Source organism: Neobacillus niacini, from assembly GCF_030817695.1.
GTDB lineage: Bacteria > Bacillota > Bacilli > Bacillales > Cytobacillaceae > Neobacillus > Neobacillus niacini_F.
In genome coordinates, this window is record NZ_JAUSZQ010000002.1 from 1973769 (window position 1) to 1992207 (window position 18439).

Here is an 18439-nt window from a genome sequence, read left to right on the forward strand (position 1 = left end):
GACAAGCAACTCGGAGGAGGAATAAATGTGGAAACGATCCTAAAATTCTTACCAAAAAACATTGCCGATCTAATCAGTAAAATCCCTCCTAATCAAAAAGCAGAATTGGAAGAAATCAGAATTCGCATCGGACGACCTATAGAAATTACGATGAAAGGAGCTCCAAGGTTTCTATCGTATATTATTCAGCAAGAAGATGCTTTCCATTTAATGAATAAAATCAGCCAATTCTCCATCTATACACTTGAGGAAGAGTTGAAGCGGGGGTATATAACAGTTTCAGGAGGCCATCGAATTGGACTTGCAGGAAAGGTGATCCTTGAAGAAGGAAAGGTAAAAGCGATAAGGGATATTGCTTCTTTTAACATTAGGATTGCCAAGGAGAAAATTGGGATTGCTGAGAAGATTTCGCCCTTTATATTCAATGATTCCTGGCTGCACACCATGATTATTGGTCCTCCCCAAACAGGAAAAACAACGCTTTTACGGGATATCGCAAGAATTATCTCTACTGGAAACCTTGAAAAAGGGATACATGCATATAAGGTAGGGGTTGTCGATGAACGTTCAGAAATTGCCGGATGTGTAAATGGAATTCCTCAAATGTCGTTCGGTCATCGTCTAGATGTGTTGGATGCCTGCCCGAAAGCAGAGGGGATGATGATGATGATTCGTTCCATGAGTCCGGAGGTATTAGTGGTGGATGAAATTGGCCGTATAGAGGATGCAGAGGCTATCCAAGAAGCGGTCTACGCAGGCATAAAACTTATTATGACCACACACGGTACCAGCCTGGAGGAAGTAAAGAACAGACCTTCATTAAAATCCATTATCGACCAAAACATATTTCAACGTTTTATCGTACTAAGCAGGTCTCAAGGTCCAGGAACCATTACACATATTTTGGATGGCAGCGGAAAAGAACTTAGTCAAAAAGTGAGAGTGATGTAAATGGTTAAAATAATTGGTGCCATTTTTATTATTCTTGCTACTACTTGGACTGGATTTGAAGTTGCCAAACATTTAAGTGAACGCCCGAGACAGCTTAGGCAATTAAGATCTGCTCTTCAATCACTTGAAGCTGAAATCATGTATGGCCATACACCCTTGCATGAGGCAGCGAGGAGATTGGCAGCACAACTATCTAAGCCATTGTCATCCTTCTTTGAAAGTTTTGCAAAAAAATTGACTGATACTGAAACAACCGTAAAGGATGCCTGGGAAGACAGTTTGAAGGAGGTTTGGAAGCAAACGGCTTTTAAACAAGGTGAGTTTGAAATCATGAAACAATTTGGGGAAACCCTGGGTCGGCATGATCGCTTTTCCCAGCAAAAACATATTATGCTAACTCTTTCCCATCTCGAAAGAGAAGAAGCGGACGCAGTTGAGAGCCAAGCAAAATACGAAAAAATGGTGAAGAGTTTAGGGTTCTTTTCAGGATTATTACTGATTATTTTATTAATTTAGGGGGAAAAGCAATGGGCTTAGAAGTGGATATTATTTTTAAAATCGCCGGAGTGGGTATAGTGGTTGCGTTCTTGCATACCGTTCTTGATCAGGTTGGGAAAAAGGAATATGCCCAGTGGGTAACACTATTTGGCTTTATTTACATTTTGTTTCAAGTCGCCACAATTGTTGATGACCTCTTCCAGAAAATAAAATCTGTCTTTTTGTTTCAATAGAAAGGAGGGCTTTGCCATTGAGATTATTAAAATAGTTGGCGTGGCTCTAGTCGCAACCTTCCTAGCATTAGTAATAAAAGAGCAAAAACCTAATTTCGCCTTCCTGTTAATTGTATTTGTTGGGTGCAGCATTTTTCTGTTTCTAGTCGATAAAATATATGAAATTATTCATATGCTTGAAAAGCTTGCCGTGAATGCAAATGTAAATCTAATTTACGTTGAGACAATCCTAAAAATCATCGGAATTGCCTATATTGCAGAGTTTGCCTCTCAAATTACCAAGGACGCTGGCCAAGGTGCAGTAGCATCAAAAATCGAACTTGCTGGAAAAGTGTTAATTCTTGCAATGGCAATTCCAATATTAACCGTCATGATAGAAACCATAATTAAGCTGATTCCAAGCTAGAAAGGTTGTTCTTTTCCAAAATAAGAGGTGAAAAATGATGAAGCAAAGGCTGCAGTTTATTCCCATTATTATTTTATTATTTCTATTTTTTACTTCAACAAGTGTACAAGCTAACGAAGAAGTGAATGATGCTTCAACACCTCTATCGCCGCAGGAATTAGTAGATGCACAGCTTGAGACAATGGATTTAACAGAACTTAAACAATATTGGGAGGATATACAAACTAAATATGGCGGCTTCCTCCCTGAAAGCCAAAAAGGAAGTCTATACGATTTTGTAAAGGGAGACAAGCAATTCTCCTTCAAGGAATGGACACATGGAATCATTAAATTCTTGTTTCATGAATTTGTCGTAAATGGAAAACTGCTAGGTTCATTAATTTTGCTAACGATATTTAGTATGTTTCTCCAATCGATGCAAAATGCATTTGAGAGCAGTACGATCAGCAAAGTAGCCTACTCCATCGTCTATATGGTGCTAGTAATTATTGCCCTTAATAGTTTCCATATCGTTATTGAATATACCAATGAGGCAATAGCAAGCATGATCTCATTTGTGCTCGCACTGATTCCGCTATTATTAGCCTTAATAGCTTCTTCTGGAGGAATAATCTCAGCCGCTTTCTTTCACCCGGTTATCTTGTTTTTAATGAATATCAGCGGAATGTTTATGCAATTTGTGATTCTCCCGCTTCTCTTTTTAGCCACTCTGTTAAGTATCGTGAGTACGATGTCCGACCAGTATAAGGTGACACAGCTGGCACAACTGTTGAGAAACTGGAGCATTGGGTTAATGGGGCTTTTCTTAACGGTATTTCTTGGAGTCATTTCGGTCCAAGGTGCTTCTACTGCCATAACCGATGGTGTGGCCATTCGTACGGCAAAGTTCGTTACAGGTAACTTTATCCCTGTCATTGGCAGAATCTTCACAGACGCAGCCGATACAGTAGTAAGTGCTTCGGGATTATTGAAGAATTCAGTCGGTATTGCAGGGGTTGCGATTCTCCTTATTATCGTTGCTTTCCCTGCTTTTAAAATCTTAATGATCGCCTTCATTTATAAATTTGCAGCTGCGATATTACAGCCATTAGGCGGGGGTCCGGTTATTAAATGTTTAGATATAATTAGCAAAAGTGTTATATATGTTTTTGCTGCATTGGGTATTGTCTCTCTTATGTTCTTTTTAAGTATTACGGTAATTGTCGCAGCAGGGAATTTAACGATGATGATGAGATAGGGGAGAGCGTTATGGAGTTTTTAATAGAATGGGTTACGAATATCATCCTATTTATTCTTTTAGCAACCGTTATTGATATGCTGCTGCCTAATACAAGTTTACAAAAATATACAAAAATGGTTACAGGACTTCTGCTTATTGCCATCATCCTTACACCGATTTTTAAGTTAATATCTAAGGATTTTGAAACAGTGATGGCTCAAATCCCGACTTTTCAGGATTCCGGAGAAAAAAATATGGAAAATTTAATAGAATTGCAGAAAAAAGAAATACAAGCCTCCAATCATGCATATATTTTAGAAACAATGGCTGTCCAGCTTGAAAAGGGAGTAGAGGAGGAGTTGATGGAACAATTTGGTTTGGAAATTGCAAAAATAGAACTTACAACCAAGAATGATAGCCAAGAATCATTCCCTGAAAACCTAGAAATGGTTACAGTGCGCCTAAAGCAGCCAGAAACATCCGTTACGACAGTCGAAGCTATACAACCAGTGAGTATTACTACAGATACACCTCTTCCATCAAAAGAACCAACAGAAGAATCAGAAAAAATCGCCTCATTTCTTTCGCAGCAATGGAATGTAACAGAAAAGGCAATTGAAGTCTCGGTTGAAGGGGGGATGAATAAATAGAATGGAAAATAATAAAGGGCCATTTTCATGGTTGAAAAACATAATGGCAAAGGGAGAAACTTCCGATAAAAAGTCCGGGAAATATCAATATATGATTCTAGTACTATGCATTGGTGCAGCATTCATGATCGTCGGAAATGTACTATTTTCCGATAAATCAGCTCCACTAGATAGCAAGGCCGTTACTACCAGCCAAGCAGAACCAACAGATGTTGAGGCTTTTAGCCTTAAGAAGGACTCCAATAATAAAAGTATTTCTGGATACGAGGAAGAGTATGAGAAGCAGCTTAAGAAGGCACTTGAAGAAATGCTGGGGGTTGACGATGTAACGGTGGTAGTGAACATTGATTCAACTGACAAGAAAATCCTTGAGAAAAATACGGTGACAAAATCTCAGACAACGGAAGAAAAAGACAATGAGGGTGGGGAACGAAAGGTTCAAGATACCTCCACGGACGAGCAATTAGTCATTATTCGTGAAGGAGAAAAAGAGGTCCCAATTGTAGTTGAATATCAAAAACCAGCTATACGTGGAGTATTGGTGGTAGCGAAAGGTGCAGAAAATATTCAAGTTAAGAAATGGATTATTGAGGCAGTAACAAGATCACTCGATGTACCAAGTCATCGCGTTGCCGTTATGCCTAAAAAATAAAAGGAGGATTTTAAAAATGCTATTGAAAAAACAAACAGTTTGGTTATTAACAATGTTAAGTTTGGTGGTTGTATTGTCCGTCTATTACATCACTTCTCCAGAACAAAAAAGCAATGAACTTGCTGCAGTAAAGCAAGAAGAAAAAGCAGACCAAAAGGAAAAAGAAACAAAAACCGATACTGAAGCCAAAGAAGGCGACACTGTTATATCACAAGTTGCTGGTGATGAAGAATTTGAAGCACTTCGATTAAAGCTTCAAGATGAGCGCAGTGAATTAAAGGAACAACTAAACGCTGTTGTGGCAACAACTGATCTTCCTGCATCTGAAAGAAGCGAAGCAGTGGACCAAATGAAAAAGTTAAATGAGATTGCTCAAAAGGAAGAAATGCTTGAAACGTTAATTAAAGCAAGGGATTATGAAGACGTTCTCGTTAGAGCAGATGGTTCCACTGTTAAAATTATTGTAAAGTCTAAAAAAGAGTCTTCTAAATCAGAAGCAAATGCGATTATTCAAATGGTTAAGAAAGAAATTGGCGAAACAAACTTTGTTGCTGTTGAATTCCAGCCAACTAAATAAAAAGAAATATCTAAAAAGGAGGGCTCTTGCTTTCCTTTTTTTGCTGTTAGTTAACAAGATTATTGAACTTTAATAAGGTATTAGCGTATAGTATTAGTAGTTAGTCTTAATTTTTTCAGGACAAGGAGTGTTCAGAATGTTAAAAGTACAGGAAATTCGTGAATTAATAAAATTAGTTGACCATTCTAGCATTGATGAATTTGTATATGAGTATGAAGGTTCAAAGATTAAAATGAAAAAGAATACTGAAACATCAACTGTGACAACGGTACAGGTACCACAAGCAGCACCGCAGGCAGTTCCGGTCGTGCAGCAGGCTGCACCAGCTGCAGTTACAAATACAGCACCTGTACAAGATACAAAGCAGGAAGAAGCAGTAAGTATTGCTGCAGCTCAGGCTGATACCTCGAATTTACACAAAATTACTTCACCAATGGTTGGAACTTTTTATGCCTCACCAACACCAGAAGCAGATGCTTATGTAAAAGCTGGTTCTGTTGTTACAAAAGATTCTATCGTATGTATTGTAGAAGCAATGAAATTATTCAATGAGATTGAAGCAGAAGTAAATGGTGAAATTGTTGAAGTTCTTGCCAAGAACGGCCAACTAGTAGAATACGGACAGCCTTTATTTTTAGTGAAGCCGGAATAAGGAGCGATAACTGGATGATAAAGAAACTGTTAATTGCAAATAGAGGAGAAATAGCGGTCAGAATTATTCGTGCTTGTCGGGAAATGGGAATTGAATCAGTTGCCGTATTCTCAGAGGCAGACCGTGAAGCTCTGCATGTACAACTTGCAGATGAAGCTTATTGTATAGGACCGACATTATCAAAAGACAGCTACTTAAATGTGACGAATTTGATTAGTGTAGCGAAGCTGACTGCGTGCGATGCGATACATCCTGGTTATGGATTTCTTGCAGAAAATGCAGATTTCGCTGAACTTTGCCGTGAATGTAATATAACCTTCGTAGGGCCAAGTCCTGAAGCGATTACGAAAATGGGAACAAAGGATATTGCCAGAGAAACGATGCGAGAAGCAGGTGTTCCAATTGTTCCTGGTTCAACTGGTATCATTAATCATATTGATGAAGCACTTGAGCTGGTAAGTAGAATTGAATACCCCGTGATTATCAAAGCAACTGCAGGCGGCGGCGGTAAAGGGATCCGCGTGGCAAAAAATGAGCAGGAGCTAATCAAGGGGATTAATATTACACAGCAAGAGGCATTAACTGCCTTTGGTAATCCGGGAGTATACATAGAGAAGTATATTGAGGATTTCCGTCATGTTGAAATACAAGTACTTGCAGATTCCTACGGAAACACAATCCACCTTGGTGAAAGAGACTGTTCTATTCAACGCAGACTTCAAAAGCTTTTAGAAGAAACACCTTCACCAGCCTTAGATGGAGAAATTCGTGCTGAGATGGGAAATGCAGCAGTAAAAGCGGCAAAAGCAGTTGATTATTCAGGTGCAGGGACGGTAGAATTTATATATGACTACCGCAATCGTAAATTTTATTTCATGGAAATGAACACAAGAATACAGGTGGAACACCCAGTTACCGAAATGGTCACAGGTATTGATCTAATTAAAGAGCAAATCCGAGTGGCGTCTGGAGAAAAATTAACGATCAATCAGCAGGATGTTACGTTTACGGGCTGGGCCATTGAGTGCCGGATTAATGCAGAGAACCCGGAAAAGAACTTTATGCCTTCAGCGGGGAAAATTAATATGTATCTGCCTCCTGGCGGCTTTGGTGTTCGAATTGATTCTGCTGCCTACCCAGGGTATACCATTCCACCTTATTATGATTCCATGATTGCGAAAGTCATCACATATGGTAATAGCAGGGAAGAAGCAATCTCACGAATGAAACGTGCGTTAAGCGAATTTGTAATTGAGGGTATTCATACCACTATTCCATTCCATTTAAAATTGCTTGAACATGAAAGTTTCGTAGAGGGACAATTTAATACGAAGTTTCTTGAGTTACATGATGTGATGAAGTCTAGCTAAAATCTGGAGGTGTACTTTATGAGCGAGTATAATGTACTGGAAATGAATCAAGGAAACAACGGTCATGGAAAAGTAGAAATTGCACCTGAAGTCATTGAAGTCATTGCGGGTATTGCTGCTTCAGAGGTCGAAGGAGTAGCGCAAATGCGTGGAAATTTTGCTACTGGTGTAGTGGAACGATTAGGCAAGAAAAACCACGGTAAAGGTGTTAAAGTGGAACTATCGGAAGAAGGAATAACAGTTGACGTATACTGCTTAATGAAATTTGGTGTATCCATCCCGACAGTAGCAGGGAAAATACAAGATAACATTCGCCAAGCATTGCTAAACATGACCGCATTAGAGGCAGAGGCAGTAAACATTCACGTCGTCGGTATCTCCTTCGAAACCCAAAAACCAGAACCAGAAGTAGAAGAAGAAATCTAATTATTTGACCAAAGGAGGATATCCTTTGGTTTTTTTTCTTTTTTATGGTTATTAGTACACTGCTTCTAGGTAAAAATAAGTTCTTACAGTGCGAATCAGTTTTAGTTGTGCTATTATCTTTTTATGTACAAAAAACACCATGCAATCGTTGTATCAAATTTGACAAAAATTAATGACTATCTCTAAAGGAGTTAAATGTATAATGAAGAGAAGAACAGCAAGGGAAAAGGCGTTACAAGCTCTTTTTCAAATTGATGTAAGTAACACAGAACCATCTTCTGCAGTTGAACATGTCTTAGAAGGTGAGGCTGGAGATGACTACTTAACAAAGCTAGTCTTGGGTGTTGTGGAACAAAAAAATGAAATTGATCCATACATAAAAGAAAATCTTGAAAAATGGACGATGGATCGTTTAGCAACGGTTGATAGGAATATATTAAGGATTGCGATTTACGAGTTACTATATTTCCGTAATGAAATTCCAGAAAATGTTATTTTAGATGAGGCGATAGAAATAGCAAAAATTTACGGAGATGAACAATCAAGCCGTTTTATTAATGGAGTACTATCGAAGGTAAAAGAAAAACTATAATCAAGAAAACTAACTATGAATTGAGGGAAAAGCACATGGCAGCAACTATTATTGATGGGAAAGAAATAGCAGCAAAAAAGAAGGTGGAAATTGCATCTGAGGTCCAAAAGCTGAAGGAATTAGGGATTACACCAGGTCTTGCTGTTATTCTTGTTGGAAATAATCATGCATCGAGAACATATGTAACGAACAAAGAAAAAACGTGTCGAGACCTAGGTATGCACTCAGTATTGATTGAATTACCAGAAATGGCCACCCAGGAAGAATTACTAACAAAAATTGAGGAACTTAATGGAGATCCTGCAATCCACGGCATTTTGGTACAGCTTCCACTTCCAAAACATATTGATGAGACCAGAGTTATTGAATCCATATCTCCTTTAAAGGACGTAGACGGATTTCATCCGATAAATATTGGAAGAATGATGACAGGACAAGACGCATTCTTACCGTGTACCCCATATGGAATCATGGTACTCTTAGAAGAAATGGGTATAACGGTTGCAGGCAAACATGTGGTTGTGGTAGGGAGAAGTAATATTGTCGGAAAGCCTGTTGGTCAATTGTTTCTCAATCAACATGCAACGGTAACTTATTGTCATTCAAAAACAAAACATTTACAGTTCCATACCTCACAAGCAGATATACTTGTTGCAGCAGTTGGTATTGCCGACTTTATTAAAGCTGACCATGTAAAAGAGGGTGCAGTTGTAATCGATGTAGGAATCAATCGAAATGAAGCCGGTAAACTTTGTGGTGATGTTGCTTTTGAAGAAGTAAGTGAAAAGGCTGGATACATTACCCCTGTTCCAAAAGGAGTAGGTCCTATGACTATTACTATGCTCATGTATAACACTCTTAAATCAGCCAAAAATACGCTCGAGTTCTAAAAGGAGTTCGTTATGCAGGAAAAGAAGTATTTATCTGTGCTAGCATTAACAAAATACATAAAAAGAAAATTTGACGCAGACCCCCATTTGCAGGATATACATGTACGAGGCGAAATCTCAAACTTTAAACAGCATTCAAGCGGACACATGTATTTTACTTTAAAAGATGAAAAAGCACGTATTCTTGCAGTGATGTTCTCAAGCCAATCTCGTACCATGAAGTTTTCACCAGAAAATGGAATGAAGGTAGTTGTAAAAGGGGATATCTCTGTCTATGAACCAAGTGGTCAATATCAAATGTATATTAAAGAAATGCAGCCAGATGGAATCGGGGAATTATTTTTAGCGTACGAGCAGTTAAGAAAAAGACTCGAAGCAGAAGGACTATTTTCTATCGATCTAAAAAAGCCCATACCGAGCTATCCCAAAACGGTAGGGGTCATAACATCACCAACAGGAGCGGCAATAAGGGATATTATCACCACTATTAAAAGACGTTATCCGATTACGAATATCCTTGTTTTACCTGCACTGGTACAGGGTGAGAACGCAGCTTTTTCTATAGCACGAGCTATAGAAAAAGCAAACAAAATGGATGAGATCGATGTACTTATTGTTGGGCGAGGAGGCGGCTCGATTGAGGAGTTATGGGCATTTAATGAGGAGATAGTCGCTAGGGCTATTAATAAATCAGAAATCCCTATTATTTCCGCAGTCGGACATGAAACAGATTTTACGATTGCTGACTTTGTTGCAGACATGCGTGCACCAACACCAACTGCAGCAGCAGAGCTGGCTGTTCCTCATATTGATGAATTAATGGAAAGACTGCTTCAGCGGAAAACCAGAATGCTTCAAGCGATGAACGGCAGATATCGCTATGAGAAACAACGGTTAATGCGCGCACAAAAATCCTATGCATTTCGATACCCTCATCGTCTTTACGAACAAAAGCTTGAACAGGTGGATAAATTAACAGAATCCCTTGTACGTGGTGCTGCTAGATTGACTACTCTAAAAAAGTCACAGCACGAAACGATTCATATCCGACTCATCCGTAATCACCCAAAGGTAGTATTACGGGATGCGGAGATTAAATTTGAACGTTCTAAAAAAGACATCCAACGGGCAATGGGACAAATCTTCTTGAAGAAACATAATGAATTCGAAAGAATCCTCGCAACACTTCAAGCTTTGAGCCCATTAAAAATAATGGAACGAGGATACAGTCTCGTTTATTCTGAAGACAATGTATTAATAAAAAGTGTTAAACAAGTAAAAGAGAACGAACCACTTCAAATTCAATTAACAGATGGCAGCCTTCTCTGTAATGTACAGAACATAAAGGAGAGCGAAAACCGTGAGTAATGAACAAAAGATTTCCTTTGAGGAAGCAATGAATAAGCTCGAGCAAATTGTGGATAAGCTTGAAGAGGGGGATGTCCCACTCGAAGCAGCCATTGCCTTTTATAAAGAGGGTATGGAGCTTTCTAAGCTTTGTCATGATAAGCTAAAAAGTGTTGAAGAACAATTAACACAGATTATTACGGAGGACGGACGTAAACAAAACTTTACGATTGAAGAGGAGGAATAGGCTTTGACTGCTAAAGTTCTAGATGCTTTTACACAAGAACATAAACAACTGCTTGAATCAGAGCTTCGAATCTTGGTGGAAAAGCTGAATGCACCTCCTATTCTTAAAGAAGCGATGCAATATTCTCTTGAAGCGGGCGGAAAAAGAATCCGTCCTTTACTGGTATTTGCTACCCTTGCTGCTTTTGAAAAAGATCCAAAAATCGGACTCATGGCAGCCGCTGCAATTGAAATGATTCATACTTATTCGTTAATCCATGATGATTTGCCGAGTATGGACGATGATGATCTTAGAAGAGGCAAGCCTACGAATCATAAAGTATTTGGTGAAGCTATTGCTATTTTAGCTGGAGATGCATTACTAACCTACAGCTTCGAGGTAATCGGCCAAATTCCAGAGAAAATCGCTTCGGGTGAAACGAAACTCCAATTGGTAATCGAAATGGCAAAAGCTGCTGGCAGTGAAGGAATGGTGGGCGGTCAGGTGGCAGATATGGAAGGAGAGGGAAAAACTCTCACCATGGAAGAGCTTGAGTATATCCACATTCATAAAACAGGAAAGCTATTAAAATTTAGTGTTATAGCAGGAGCATTGCTAGGTGGGGCAAATCAAGCTCAATTGGAAAACCTATCTGCATTTGCCCATTATCTAGGGCTCGCTTTCCAAATACAAGACGACATTCTCGACTTAGAAGGAAATCAAGCGTTATTAGGTAAACCGGTTGGAAGTGATTCCACTAACGAGAAAAGCACCTATCCACAGCTATTATCCATGGAGGGCGCGAAGAAGGCGTTAAAACAGCAATTGGACCTTTCTAAACAATACCTAGAAGAGACTGGACTTAACATACATTTACTTAAAGAAATCGCTGACTTAATAGCATCAAGAGACCACTAAATAACTGGTATTTGAACAACAACGTAATTGTGTTATAATTATTGTCAATGTATAAAACGTTGTCAATGCCGTTACCACTTTTTTGTGTTAGCGGCTATTTTTACTAATTTGAGAAAAGAGCCTTATTAGGTGAACTGAAAGAAAAAGTATGAAAGTGAGTGGTCCAAACATGGATCTGTTATCAATAAAAGACCCTTCCTTTTTAAAAGGGATGTCAAATCAAGAATTGGAGGTACTAAGTCAAGAAATACGCCAGTTCTTGATTGAAAAGCTGTCTGTTACTGGAGGCCATATTGGACCGAACTTAGGTGTTGTCGAATTAACCATTGCCTTACATAAATGTTTCGACAGCCCCAAGGATAAATTTATTTGGGATGTAGGACATCAGTCCTATGTTCATAAAATTCTTACAGGAAGAGCTTGTGAATTTGATACATTGCGTCAATTTAAAGGACTGTGCGGCTTCCCAAAAAGAATCGAAAGCGAGCATGATGTTTGGGAAACAGGGCATAGCTCAACCTCCCTTTCAGCCGCAATGGGGATGGTTATAGCCAGAGACTTGAAAAAAGAGAGTTCCTTTGTCGTACCTATCATTGGAGATGGTGCGTTAACTGGAGGAATGGCATTAGAAGCATTAAACCATATTGGCCATGAAAAAAAGAATATGATTGTCATTCTGAACGACAATGAAATGTCCATTGCGCCAAATGTTGGTGCTCTTCATAATATTCTTGGTCAATTACGTACAGCTGGTAAATACCAATGGGTTAAGGACGAGCTAGAATTGTTATTGAAGAAGGTACCAGCTGTTGGAGGGAAACTGGCAGCAACGGCGGAACGTGTGAAAGACAGTCTTAAATATTTATTTGTTTCGGGCATGTTCTTTGAGGAGATGGGATTTACCTATTTAGGCCCGGTGGATGGACATGATTTTGAAGCTTTATTCGAAAACTTCCGGTATGCAAAAAAAACCGAAGGACCAGTCCTTCTTCATGTCATTACGAAAAAAGGGAAAGGTTTTCACCCTGCGGAAAGTGATAAAAAAGGTACTTGGCATGGTACGGGTCCTTATAAGATGGACACAGGAGCTTTTGTTAAATCAGATAAGGCCCCTCCAGCCTGGAGTAGTTTAGTAAGTGAAACAGTTCGCAAGCTTGCTCGTGAAGATGAGAGGATTGTCGCGATAACGCCTGCTATGCCAGTTGGGTCAAAGCTAGAGGGCTTTGCTAGTGAGTTTCCTGAGAGAATGTTTGATGTCGGGATTGCCGAACAGCATGCTGCTACGGTTGCGGCTGGATTGGCGACTCAAAATATGAAACCATTTTTAGCGATTTACTCAACCTTCTTACAACGAGCTTATGATCAGATTGTTCATGATATTTGCCGTCAAAATTTAAATGTTTTTATTGGAATCGATCGAGCAGGTTTAGTAGGTGCAGATGGTGAAACGCATCAGGGCGTATTTGATATTGCTTTCTTAAGACATGTTCCTAATATTGTTTTAATGATGCCAAAAGATGAAAACGAAGGACAGCATATGGTTTACACTGCGATGACCTATGATGGTGGTCCAATTGCGATGAGATTTCCAAGAGGTAATGGATTAGGTGTACCGATGGATGAAACATTCAAGAGCATTCCAATCGGTACATGGGAAGTCTTGAAGGATGGCGAGGATGCCGCAATCTTAACGTTTGGTACAACAATACCAATGGCCCTTCAAGCTGCAGAAACGCTTGAGAAACAAGGTGTTTCGGTGAAAGTAATAAACGCGCGTTTCATCAAACCCTTAGATGAAAAGATGCTCGATGAGTTATTCTCAAATAATATCCCTATCCTGACTATTGAGGAAGCGGTACTGCAGGGTGGTTTTGGTAGCTATGTTCTTGAATATGCGCATGAAAAAGGTTATTACCATCAAGCAATAGACCGAATGGGGATTCCTGACCAATTTATCGAACATGGTGATGTAGAGTCACTTCTAGAAGAAATTGGTATGACTACTTCAGAGGTTGTAAGAAGAATGACCATACTCGCACGAAAAAAACAACAAAGGGCCTAACCATGAAGAACAAAGAACGATTAGATGTATTATTGGTTGAAAGAGGATTAGCAGAAACGAGAGAAAAAGCAAAACGTTCAATAATGGCAGGACTTGTTTATACAAACGAAGAACGGTTAGATAAACCTGGCGAGAAAGTAAAAATAGATATCCCCCTAATGATTAAGGGAAATGTACTTCCCTACGTCAGTCGAGGTGGTCTTAAACTAGAAAAGGCATTGAAGGTATTTGATGTCTCAGTTAAAGATAAGATTATGCTCGACATTGGTGCTTCAACGGGAGGATTTACTGATTGTGCCCTGCAGAATGGTGCAAAAATGTCCTATGCGTTGGATGTAGGTTATAATCAGCTGGCTTGGAAGCTTCGTCAGGATGAACGAGTAGTAGTAATGGAAAGAACTAACTTCCGATATGTAACACCTGCAGATTTAGCGGGTGAAATGCCTAATTTTGCGACGATAGATGTTTCTTTTATTTCATTAAAATTAATATTACCTGTCTTAAAAACGCTGCTTGTACCTGGCAGTGACATTGTGGCACTTGTTAAGCCCCAATTTGAAGCAGGCCGGGAGCAAGTCGGGAAAAAAGGTATTGTACGTGATGAAAAAGTACATCTACAGGTAGTCAATAAAATTGTTGATTTTGCTCTTGAACAGGGATTCAATGCTGTTAATTTGTCCTTTTCTCCGATAACCGGTGGAGATGGAAATATTGAGTTTCTCCTTCACCTTAAATGGATAGGAGAGCAGCAAGCTGGTCAAAATCAATTACCTGCCGAGCCGGTGCAAATTGTAAAAGACGCTCATCAGGAATTTAAATCTAAACAAGATGTGGAAGGATAAGCCTGTGCTTGTCCTTCCTTTTTGATATTGACCTTTTTTCGAAAAATATTAATTGTACTTCCTTGGCAAAATGGGCTAACATATGGGTATAAGCGACATTTTTGTACAAATTACGTAAATGTTTTGATGATTATGGGGTGAATGGATTGAATAAGGGTCAACGTCATATAAAAATAAGAGAAATTATCACATCTAATGATATTGAAACACAAGATGAGCTTGTTGATGCATTAAAAAATGCTGGGTTTAATGTGACACAAGCTACAGTTTCTCGAGATATTAAAGAACTGCATTTGGTTAAAGTTCCGTTATTAGATGGGAGATACAAATATAGCCTTCCAGCCGACCAAAGGTTTAATCCATTGCAAAAATTAAAAAGATCATTAATGGATGCTTTTGTTCGCATAGATTCCGCGGGTCATTTGCTGGTAATGAAATGTCTGCCTGGTAATGCTATGGCAATTGGTGCACTATTAGACAACCTTGATTGGGAAGAAGTACTTGGAACCATTTGTGGTGACGATACCATTTTAATCATTTGTCGTACACCAGAAGATACAGAGACTATCACAAACCGGTTCCTTGACATGCTTTAATAGGGGGAATAAACCTTGTTATCAGAATTATCGATTAAGAACTTTGCTATCATTGAAGCCCTTTCCATTTCTTTTGAAAAAGGGCTGACCGTTTTAACAGGAGAAACAGGTGCAGGCAAATCCATTATTATTGACGCTATCCACTTGCTCGTAGGCGGCAGAGGCTCCGCTGAGTTTGTCAGACATGGAGAGGAAAAGGCGGAAATTGAAGGTCTTTTTCAAATTAATGAGGACCATCCTTGTCATTCAAAGGCTTTTGAGTTTGGGATAGAAATTGAAGAAGGAATGGTTATTTTACGAAGAGATATCTCACGTTCGGGCAAAAGTGTTTGTAGAATCAATGGAAAGCTAGTGACCATATCAACTCTTCGTGAAGTTGGATCAACGCTAGTAGATATACATAGCCAGCATGAACACCAAGATTTAATGGATGAAAGCAGGCATTTACTATTGCTTGACCAATTTGGATTTGAAGAGATTTCTCATTCACAGGCAGAATACCAGGAAGTGTTTCACCGCTATGAACAAACGTCTCAGAAGCTTAAATCATTAAGTGAAAATGAGCAAAAAACCGCACATCGCCTTGATCTCATTCAATTTCAGTTTGATGAGATTCAAAAGGCAAAATTAAAGCTTAATGAAGATGAACAACTCTTTGAAGAAAAAAGAAAACTTGCGAATTTCGAGCGTGTATTCGAGGCGGTTCAATCCAGTTATAATGCCCTTACAGGAGAACAAAAGGGGCTTGATTGGATTAGTATGGTTATGGGGCACCTTGAAGACGCTGCTGCATTAGACTCCTCTTATAAAGAAATATATGAATCCGTTATGAACAGCTTTTATCATTTAGAAGATGCTTCCCGTACATTAAGAAATGAATTAGACGGATTAGAATATGACCCGCAGCGTTTAAATGAGATTGAAGAGAGATTAAATGAAATTAATCAATTAAAGCGGAAGTATGGAAAAACGATTGAGGAAATTTTAGAATATGCCGCTAAGATTGAAGAAGAAATCGAAACATTGCAAAACAAAGAAACACATATAGGTCAATTAGAAAAGCAATTAACATCCATTAAAAAGGACTTAACCATTGAGGCTCAAGTGTTAACTGAGCTTAGAAAACGCTGGGCTGATAAACTAACTTCCTTAATACATAATGAGTTAAAAGAGCTTTACATGGCAAAAACGGTGTTCGAAATCCGCTTTGAATCGTTTTTACCTCATTTTTCAAAAAACGGAGTCGATCACGTAGAGTTTTATATCTCCACAAATCCTGGTGAACCGTTAAAGCCTCTATCGAAGATTGCCTCAGGCGGGGAGCTATCAAGAATCATGCTGGCACTAAAGAGTATTTTTTCAAGGCATCAGGGTGTTACCTCGATTATCTTTGATGAGGTGGATACAGGAGTCAGCGGCAGGGTGGCTCAGTCGATTGCCGAAAAAATTTATAATGTAGCGGTTGATTCTCAGGTATTATGTATTTCTCATTTACCACAAGTGGCTGCTATGGCAGATACACATCTTTTTATTTCTAAGGTTACCGAAGGCGGCCGGACAAAAACTTCAGTAAGTCCACTTAGTTTCGAAGAGAAAATAAAGGAAATTGGCCGCATGATTTCAGGTGCAGAGATTACGGATTTAACAAAGAAACACGCTGAAGAATTGTTGTTTTTGGCTTCCGAAAATAAAAAAATTGAAAAGCTTCCCAATTAGGGGAGCTTTTTTATGTTGTATCAGGTTATAAATGGCGCTGATGCAGGCAAAATTAAAGATGTAGCCATTTCTATAGTGTGAAACAGAAGCGAGGAGAGTGAAGATTTTGAAGTTAGAAATAATTAGAAAGATCATTGGTGGAATTCTCCTTGTTTCATTAATCAGCGTTTTATTTAATCAGCCATTACAGCAATACCTTGATATACCAAAGACCATTACAGTTTTTGAAGGACAAGATTATACTTTCCAAAAGGCTGTACCGGTTTCAGCCTCTTTAGTATCTCACAATCCGAATATCTCACTTGAACAAGATCAAAACTATGTTTCCCTAACAGCCAGCGAAAATGGCAAAGATGAAATGTTATTGGAATTTGCAGGAATTCCCGTAAAAAAGGTCGATGTAAATGTCTTAAAGGATTTCAGAATCCAGCCAGGAGGACAGTCCATTGGTGTTAAATTAAACAGTGTTGGCGTATTGGTCGTAGGTCACCATTTAGTTAATACCGAAAATGGGAAAAAATCACCTGGAGAAATTGCAGGAATAAAAATCGGTGATATCATTACCGAAATCAATGGAAACAAAATTGAAAAAATGACAGATGTCGCTCCCTTTGTACAAAATGCAGGACAAAGCGGGCAAGCATTGGATATGGTAATTAGCAGGGAAAGTGGGAAGTTCACCACGAAACTTACTCCACTAAAAGATAAGGGAGAAAACTCCTATAAGCTTGGTCTGTATATTCGTGATTCAGCAGCAGGTATTGGTACTATGACTTTTGTTCATCCGCAAACGAAAAAATATGGTGCCTTAGGGCATGTAATCTCTGATATGGACACGAAGAAACCAATTGTTGTTGAAGATGGTCAAATCGTTCGTTCAACCGTTACCTCTATTGATAAGGGAAGTAATGGTGATCCTGGTGAAAAGCTAGCACGTTTCTCTACAGATCGTGAAATTGTCGGAAACATCACAAAAAATAGTCCATTTGGCATATTTGGAGTGTTAAATAAAGACTTAAAAAACGGTATTATGGATAAACCGTTGCCAATTGCTCTTTCTCATCAAGTAAAAGAAGGGCCGGCCAAAATCTTAACCGTTGTAAATGATGACAAGGTTGAAGAATTTGATATTGAAATTGTCAGCACGATCCCGCAGAAATTTCCAGCAACAAAAGGCATGGTATTAAAAGTTACCGACCCAAGTCTTCTAGAAAAAACTGGAGGAATCGTTCAGGGAATGAGCGGAAGTCCTATTATCCAGGATGGTAAGCTGATTGGTGCCGTAACACATGTCTTTGTCAATGACCCAACCTCCGGTTACGGAGTACACATTGAATGGATGTTAAATGAAGCAGGAATTAACATATATGAAAAACCACAGGAAAAGGCAAGTTAAAAAGAAAACCGAAAGCGTCTAGGCGCTGTAACTAGAATTTTAAGATTAAAACAAAATAGGCGATGCACGCCTATTTTGTTTTATATTAGATTATTCGACAAAAGATTGGAATAATAAGGCATAAATGCAAATTTAGTCGAAATTTAAAGGAAAACAAAGAAAAGATAAGATTTTATCACTATTTTAAGAATTATTAAAAAAACTAGAGGAATTTTAGTTG

The 18439-nt window shown here is 38.8% G+C and carries 21 protein-coding genes; all 21 read left to right on the plus strand.

All coding sequences use genetic code 11. The features are described from left to right. Positions 1 to 27 precede the first annotated feature (27 nt). The 21 genes from spoIIIAA (at position 28) to spoIVB (ending at position 18219) form a co-directional block, all read left to right on the plus strand. On the plus strand, positions 28 to 951 hold the full coding sequence (gene spoIIIAA, locus QFZ28_RS10140) for a stage III sporulation protein AA (protein ID WP_307194515.1): 924 nt from the start codon (positions 28 to 30) through the stop codon (positions 949 to 951). Beyond that, on the plus strand, positions 952 to 1467 hold the full coding sequence (spoIIIAB, locus tag QFZ28_RS10145; protein WP_307194516.1) for a stage III sporulation protein SpoIIIAB: 516 nt from the start codon (positions 952 to 954) through the stop codon (positions 1465 to 1467). Between the two features lie 11 nt (positions 1468 to 1478). Continuing rightward, positions 1479 to 1682 carry a stage III sporulation protein AC gene (gene spoIIIAC, locus QFZ28_RS10150; RefSeq protein ID WP_026572556.1) on the plus strand — a complete coding sequence of 68 codons (204 nt, stop codon included), beginning with the start codon at positions 1479 to 1481 and terminating at the stop codon, positions 1680 to 1682. Between the two features lie 16 nt (positions 1683 to 1698). Further along, the gene (gene spoIIIAD / locus QFZ28_RS10155; protein ID WP_307196993.1) at positions 1699 to 2088 is read left to right on the plus strand and encodes a stage III sporulation protein AD; all 390 of its coding nucleotides are present in this window, start codon (positions 1699 to 1701) and stop codon (positions 2086 to 2088) included. A gap of 37 nt (positions 2089 to 2125) precedes the next feature. Further along, positions 2126 to 3325: a stage III sporulation protein AE gene (gene spoIIIAE, locus QFZ28_RS10160; RefSeq protein WP_307196994.1), complete on the plus strand. Its 1200-nt coding sequence runs from the start codon at positions 2126 to 2128 to the stop codon at positions 3323 to 3325. A gap of 11 nt (positions 3326 to 3336) precedes the next feature. Beyond that, positions 3337 to 3957 carry a stage III sporulation protein AF gene (gene spoIIIAF / locus QFZ28_RS10165; RefSeq protein ID WP_307194517.1) on the plus strand — a complete coding sequence of 207 codons (621 nt, stop codon included), beginning with the start codon at positions 3337 to 3339 and terminating at the stop codon, positions 3955 to 3957. 1 nt (position 3958) lies between these two features. Beyond that, positions 3959 to 4609, plus strand: coding sequence for a stage III sporulation protein AG (gene spoIIIAG, locus QFZ28_RS10170; protein ID WP_307194518.1), 651 nt, complete (start codon positions 3959 to 3961; stop codon positions 4607 to 4609). A gap of 16 nt (positions 4610 to 4625) precedes the next feature. Then, positions 4626 to 5186 carry a SpoIIIAH-like family protein gene (locus tag QFZ28_RS10175; RefSeq protein ID WP_307194519.1) on the plus strand — a complete coding sequence of 187 codons (561 nt, stop codon included), beginning with the start codon at positions 4626 to 4628 and terminating at the stop codon, positions 5184 to 5186. A 136-nt stretch (positions 5187 to 5322) separates the two neighbouring features. Further along, entirely contained in the window at positions 5323 to 5838 is a 516-nt protein-coding gene (accB, locus tag QFZ28_RS10180; RefSeq protein WP_307194520.1) for an acetyl-CoA carboxylase biotin carboxyl carrier protein, read from the plus strand. Positions 5839 to 5852: 14 nt separating this feature from the next. After that, the gene (accC, locus tag QFZ28_RS10185; RefSeq protein WP_307194521.1) at positions 5853 to 7208 is read left to right on the plus strand and encodes an acetyl-CoA carboxylase biotin carboxylase subunit; all 1356 of its coding nucleotides are present in this window, start codon (positions 5853 to 5855) and stop codon (positions 7206 to 7208) included. Positions 7209 to 7226: 18 nt separating this feature from the next. Next, positions 7227 to 7634: an Asp23/Gls24 family envelope stress response protein gene (locus QFZ28_RS10190; protein WP_307194522.1), complete on the plus strand. Its 408-nt coding sequence runs from the start codon at positions 7227 to 7229 to the stop codon at positions 7632 to 7634. A gap of 202 nt (positions 7635 to 7836) precedes the next feature. After that, positions 7837 to 8226 (plus strand): transcription antitermination factor NusB, encoded by a 390-nt coding sequence (gene nusB, locus QFZ28_RS10195; protein ID WP_307194523.1) that lies wholly within the window; start codon positions 7837 to 7839, stop codon positions 8224 to 8226. Between the two features lie 35 nt (positions 8227 to 8261). Continuing rightward, positions 8262 to 9116, plus strand: coding sequence for a bifunctional methylenetetrahydrofolate dehydrogenase/methenyltetrahydrofolate cyclohydrolase FolD (gene folD, locus QFZ28_RS10200; protein ID WP_307194524.1), 855 nt, complete (start codon positions 8262 to 8264; stop codon positions 9114 to 9116). Positions 9117 to 9128: 12 nt separating this feature from the next. Then, positions 9129 to 10484, plus strand: a complete 1356-nt coding sequence (gene xseA, locus QFZ28_RS10205) for an exodeoxyribonuclease VII large subunit (protein ID WP_307194525.1) — start codon at positions 9129 to 9131, stop codon at positions 10482 to 10484. Then, positions 10477 to 10710 carry an exodeoxyribonuclease VII small subunit gene (locus QFZ28_RS10210; protein ID WP_179596676.1) on the plus strand — a complete coding sequence of 78 codons (234 nt, stop codon included), beginning with the start codon at positions 10477 to 10479 and terminating at the stop codon, positions 10708 to 10710. The genes xseA and QFZ28_RS10210 overlap by 8 nt, the downstream gene beginning before the upstream one ends. A 3-nt stretch (positions 10711 to 10713) precedes the next feature. Then, a complete protein-coding gene (locus QFZ28_RS10215) occupies positions 10714 to 11607 on the plus strand; it encodes a polyprenyl synthetase family protein (RefSeq protein ID WP_307194526.1) in 894 nt (297 codons plus the stop codon). A 169-nt stretch (positions 11608 to 11776) separates the two neighbouring features. Then, positions 11777 to 13669, plus strand: coding sequence for a 1-deoxy-D-xylulose-5-phosphate synthase (gene dxs, locus QFZ28_RS10220; protein ID WP_307196995.1), 1893 nt, complete (start codon positions 11777 to 11779; stop codon positions 13667 to 13669). A 2-nt stretch (positions 13670 to 13671) separates the two neighbouring features. Beyond that, entirely contained in the window at positions 13672 to 14511 is an 840-nt protein-coding gene (locus QFZ28_RS10225) for a TlyA family RNA methyltransferase (RefSeq protein ID WP_307194527.1), read from the plus strand. A 146-nt stretch (positions 14512 to 14657) separates the two neighbouring features. Next, positions 14658 to 15107: a transcriptional regulator AhrC/ArgR gene (gene ahrC / locus QFZ28_RS10230; RefSeq protein ID WP_307194528.1), complete on the plus strand. Its 450-nt coding sequence runs from the start codon at positions 14658 to 14660 to the stop codon at positions 15105 to 15107. 15 nt (positions 15108 to 15122) lie between these two features. Further along, positions 15123 to 16823, plus strand: coding sequence for a DNA repair protein RecN (recN, locus tag QFZ28_RS10235; protein WP_307194529.1), 1701 nt, complete (start codon positions 15123 to 15125; stop codon positions 16821 to 16823). A gap of 97 nt (positions 16824 to 16920) precedes the next feature. Beyond that, entirely contained in the window at positions 16921 to 18219 is a 1299-nt protein-coding gene (gene spoIVB / locus QFZ28_RS10240) for a SpoIVB peptidase (RefSeq protein WP_373428057.1), read from the plus strand. Positions 18220 to 18439: the final 220 nt, after the last annotated feature.

What these genes read in the sequence shown, in the direction of transcription:
- nusB (WP_307194523.1), top strand. Translation starts at nt 7,837, where the DNA reads ATGAAGAGAAGAACAGCAAGGGAAAAGGCGTTACAAGCTCTTTTTCAA.
- dxs (WP_307196995.1), top strand. Translation starts at nt 11,777, where the DNA reads ATGGATCTGTTATCAATAAAAGACCCTTCCTTTTTAAAAGGGATGTCA.
- QFZ28_RS10175 (WP_307194519.1), top strand. Translation starts at nt 4,626, where the DNA reads ATGCTATTGAAAAAACAAACAGTTTGGTTATTAACAATGTTAAGTTTG.
- QFZ28_RS10225 (WP_307194527.1), top strand. Translation starts at nt 13,672, where the DNA reads ATGAAGAACAAAGAACGATTAGATGTATTATTGGTTGAAAGAGGATTA.
- spoIIIAF (WP_307194517.1), top strand. Translation starts at nt 3,337, where the DNA reads ATGGAGTTTTTAATAGAATGGGTTACGAATATCATCCTATTTATTCTT.
- spoIIIAB (WP_307194516.1), top strand. Translation starts at nt 952, where the DNA reads ATGGTTAAAATAATTGGTGCCATTTTTATTATTCTTGCTACTACTTGG.
- spoIIIAC (WP_026572556.1), top strand. Translation starts at nt 1,479, where the DNA reads ATGGGCTTAGAAGTGGATATTATTTTTAAAATCGCCGGAGTGGGTATA.
- xseA (WP_307194525.1), top strand. Translation starts at nt 9,129, where the DNA reads ATGCAGGAAAAGAAGTATTTATCTGTGCTAGCATTAACAAAATACATA.
- spoIIIAE (WP_307196994.1), top strand. Translation starts at nt 2,126, where the DNA reads ATGAAGCAAAGGCTGCAGTTTATTCCCATTATTATTTTATTATTTCTA.
- folD (WP_307194524.1), top strand. Translation starts at nt 8,262, where the DNA reads ATGGCAGCAACTATTATTGATGGGAAAGAAATAGCAGCAAAAAAGAAG.
- accC (WP_307194521.1), top strand. Translation starts at nt 5,853, where the DNA reads ATGATAAAGAAACTGTTAATTGCAAATAGAGGAGAAATAGCGGTCAGA.
- QFZ28_RS10190 (WP_307194522.1), top strand. Translation starts at nt 7,227, where the DNA reads ATGAGCGAGTATAATGTACTGGAAATGAATCAAGGAAACAACGGTCAT.
- spoIIIAG (WP_307194518.1), top strand. Translation starts at nt 3,959, where the DNA reads ATGGAAAATAATAAAGGGCCATTTTCATGGTTGAAAAACATAATGGCA.
- accB (WP_307194520.1), top strand. Translation starts at nt 5,323, where the DNA reads ATGTTAAAAGTACAGGAAATTCGTGAATTAATAAAATTAGTTGACCAT.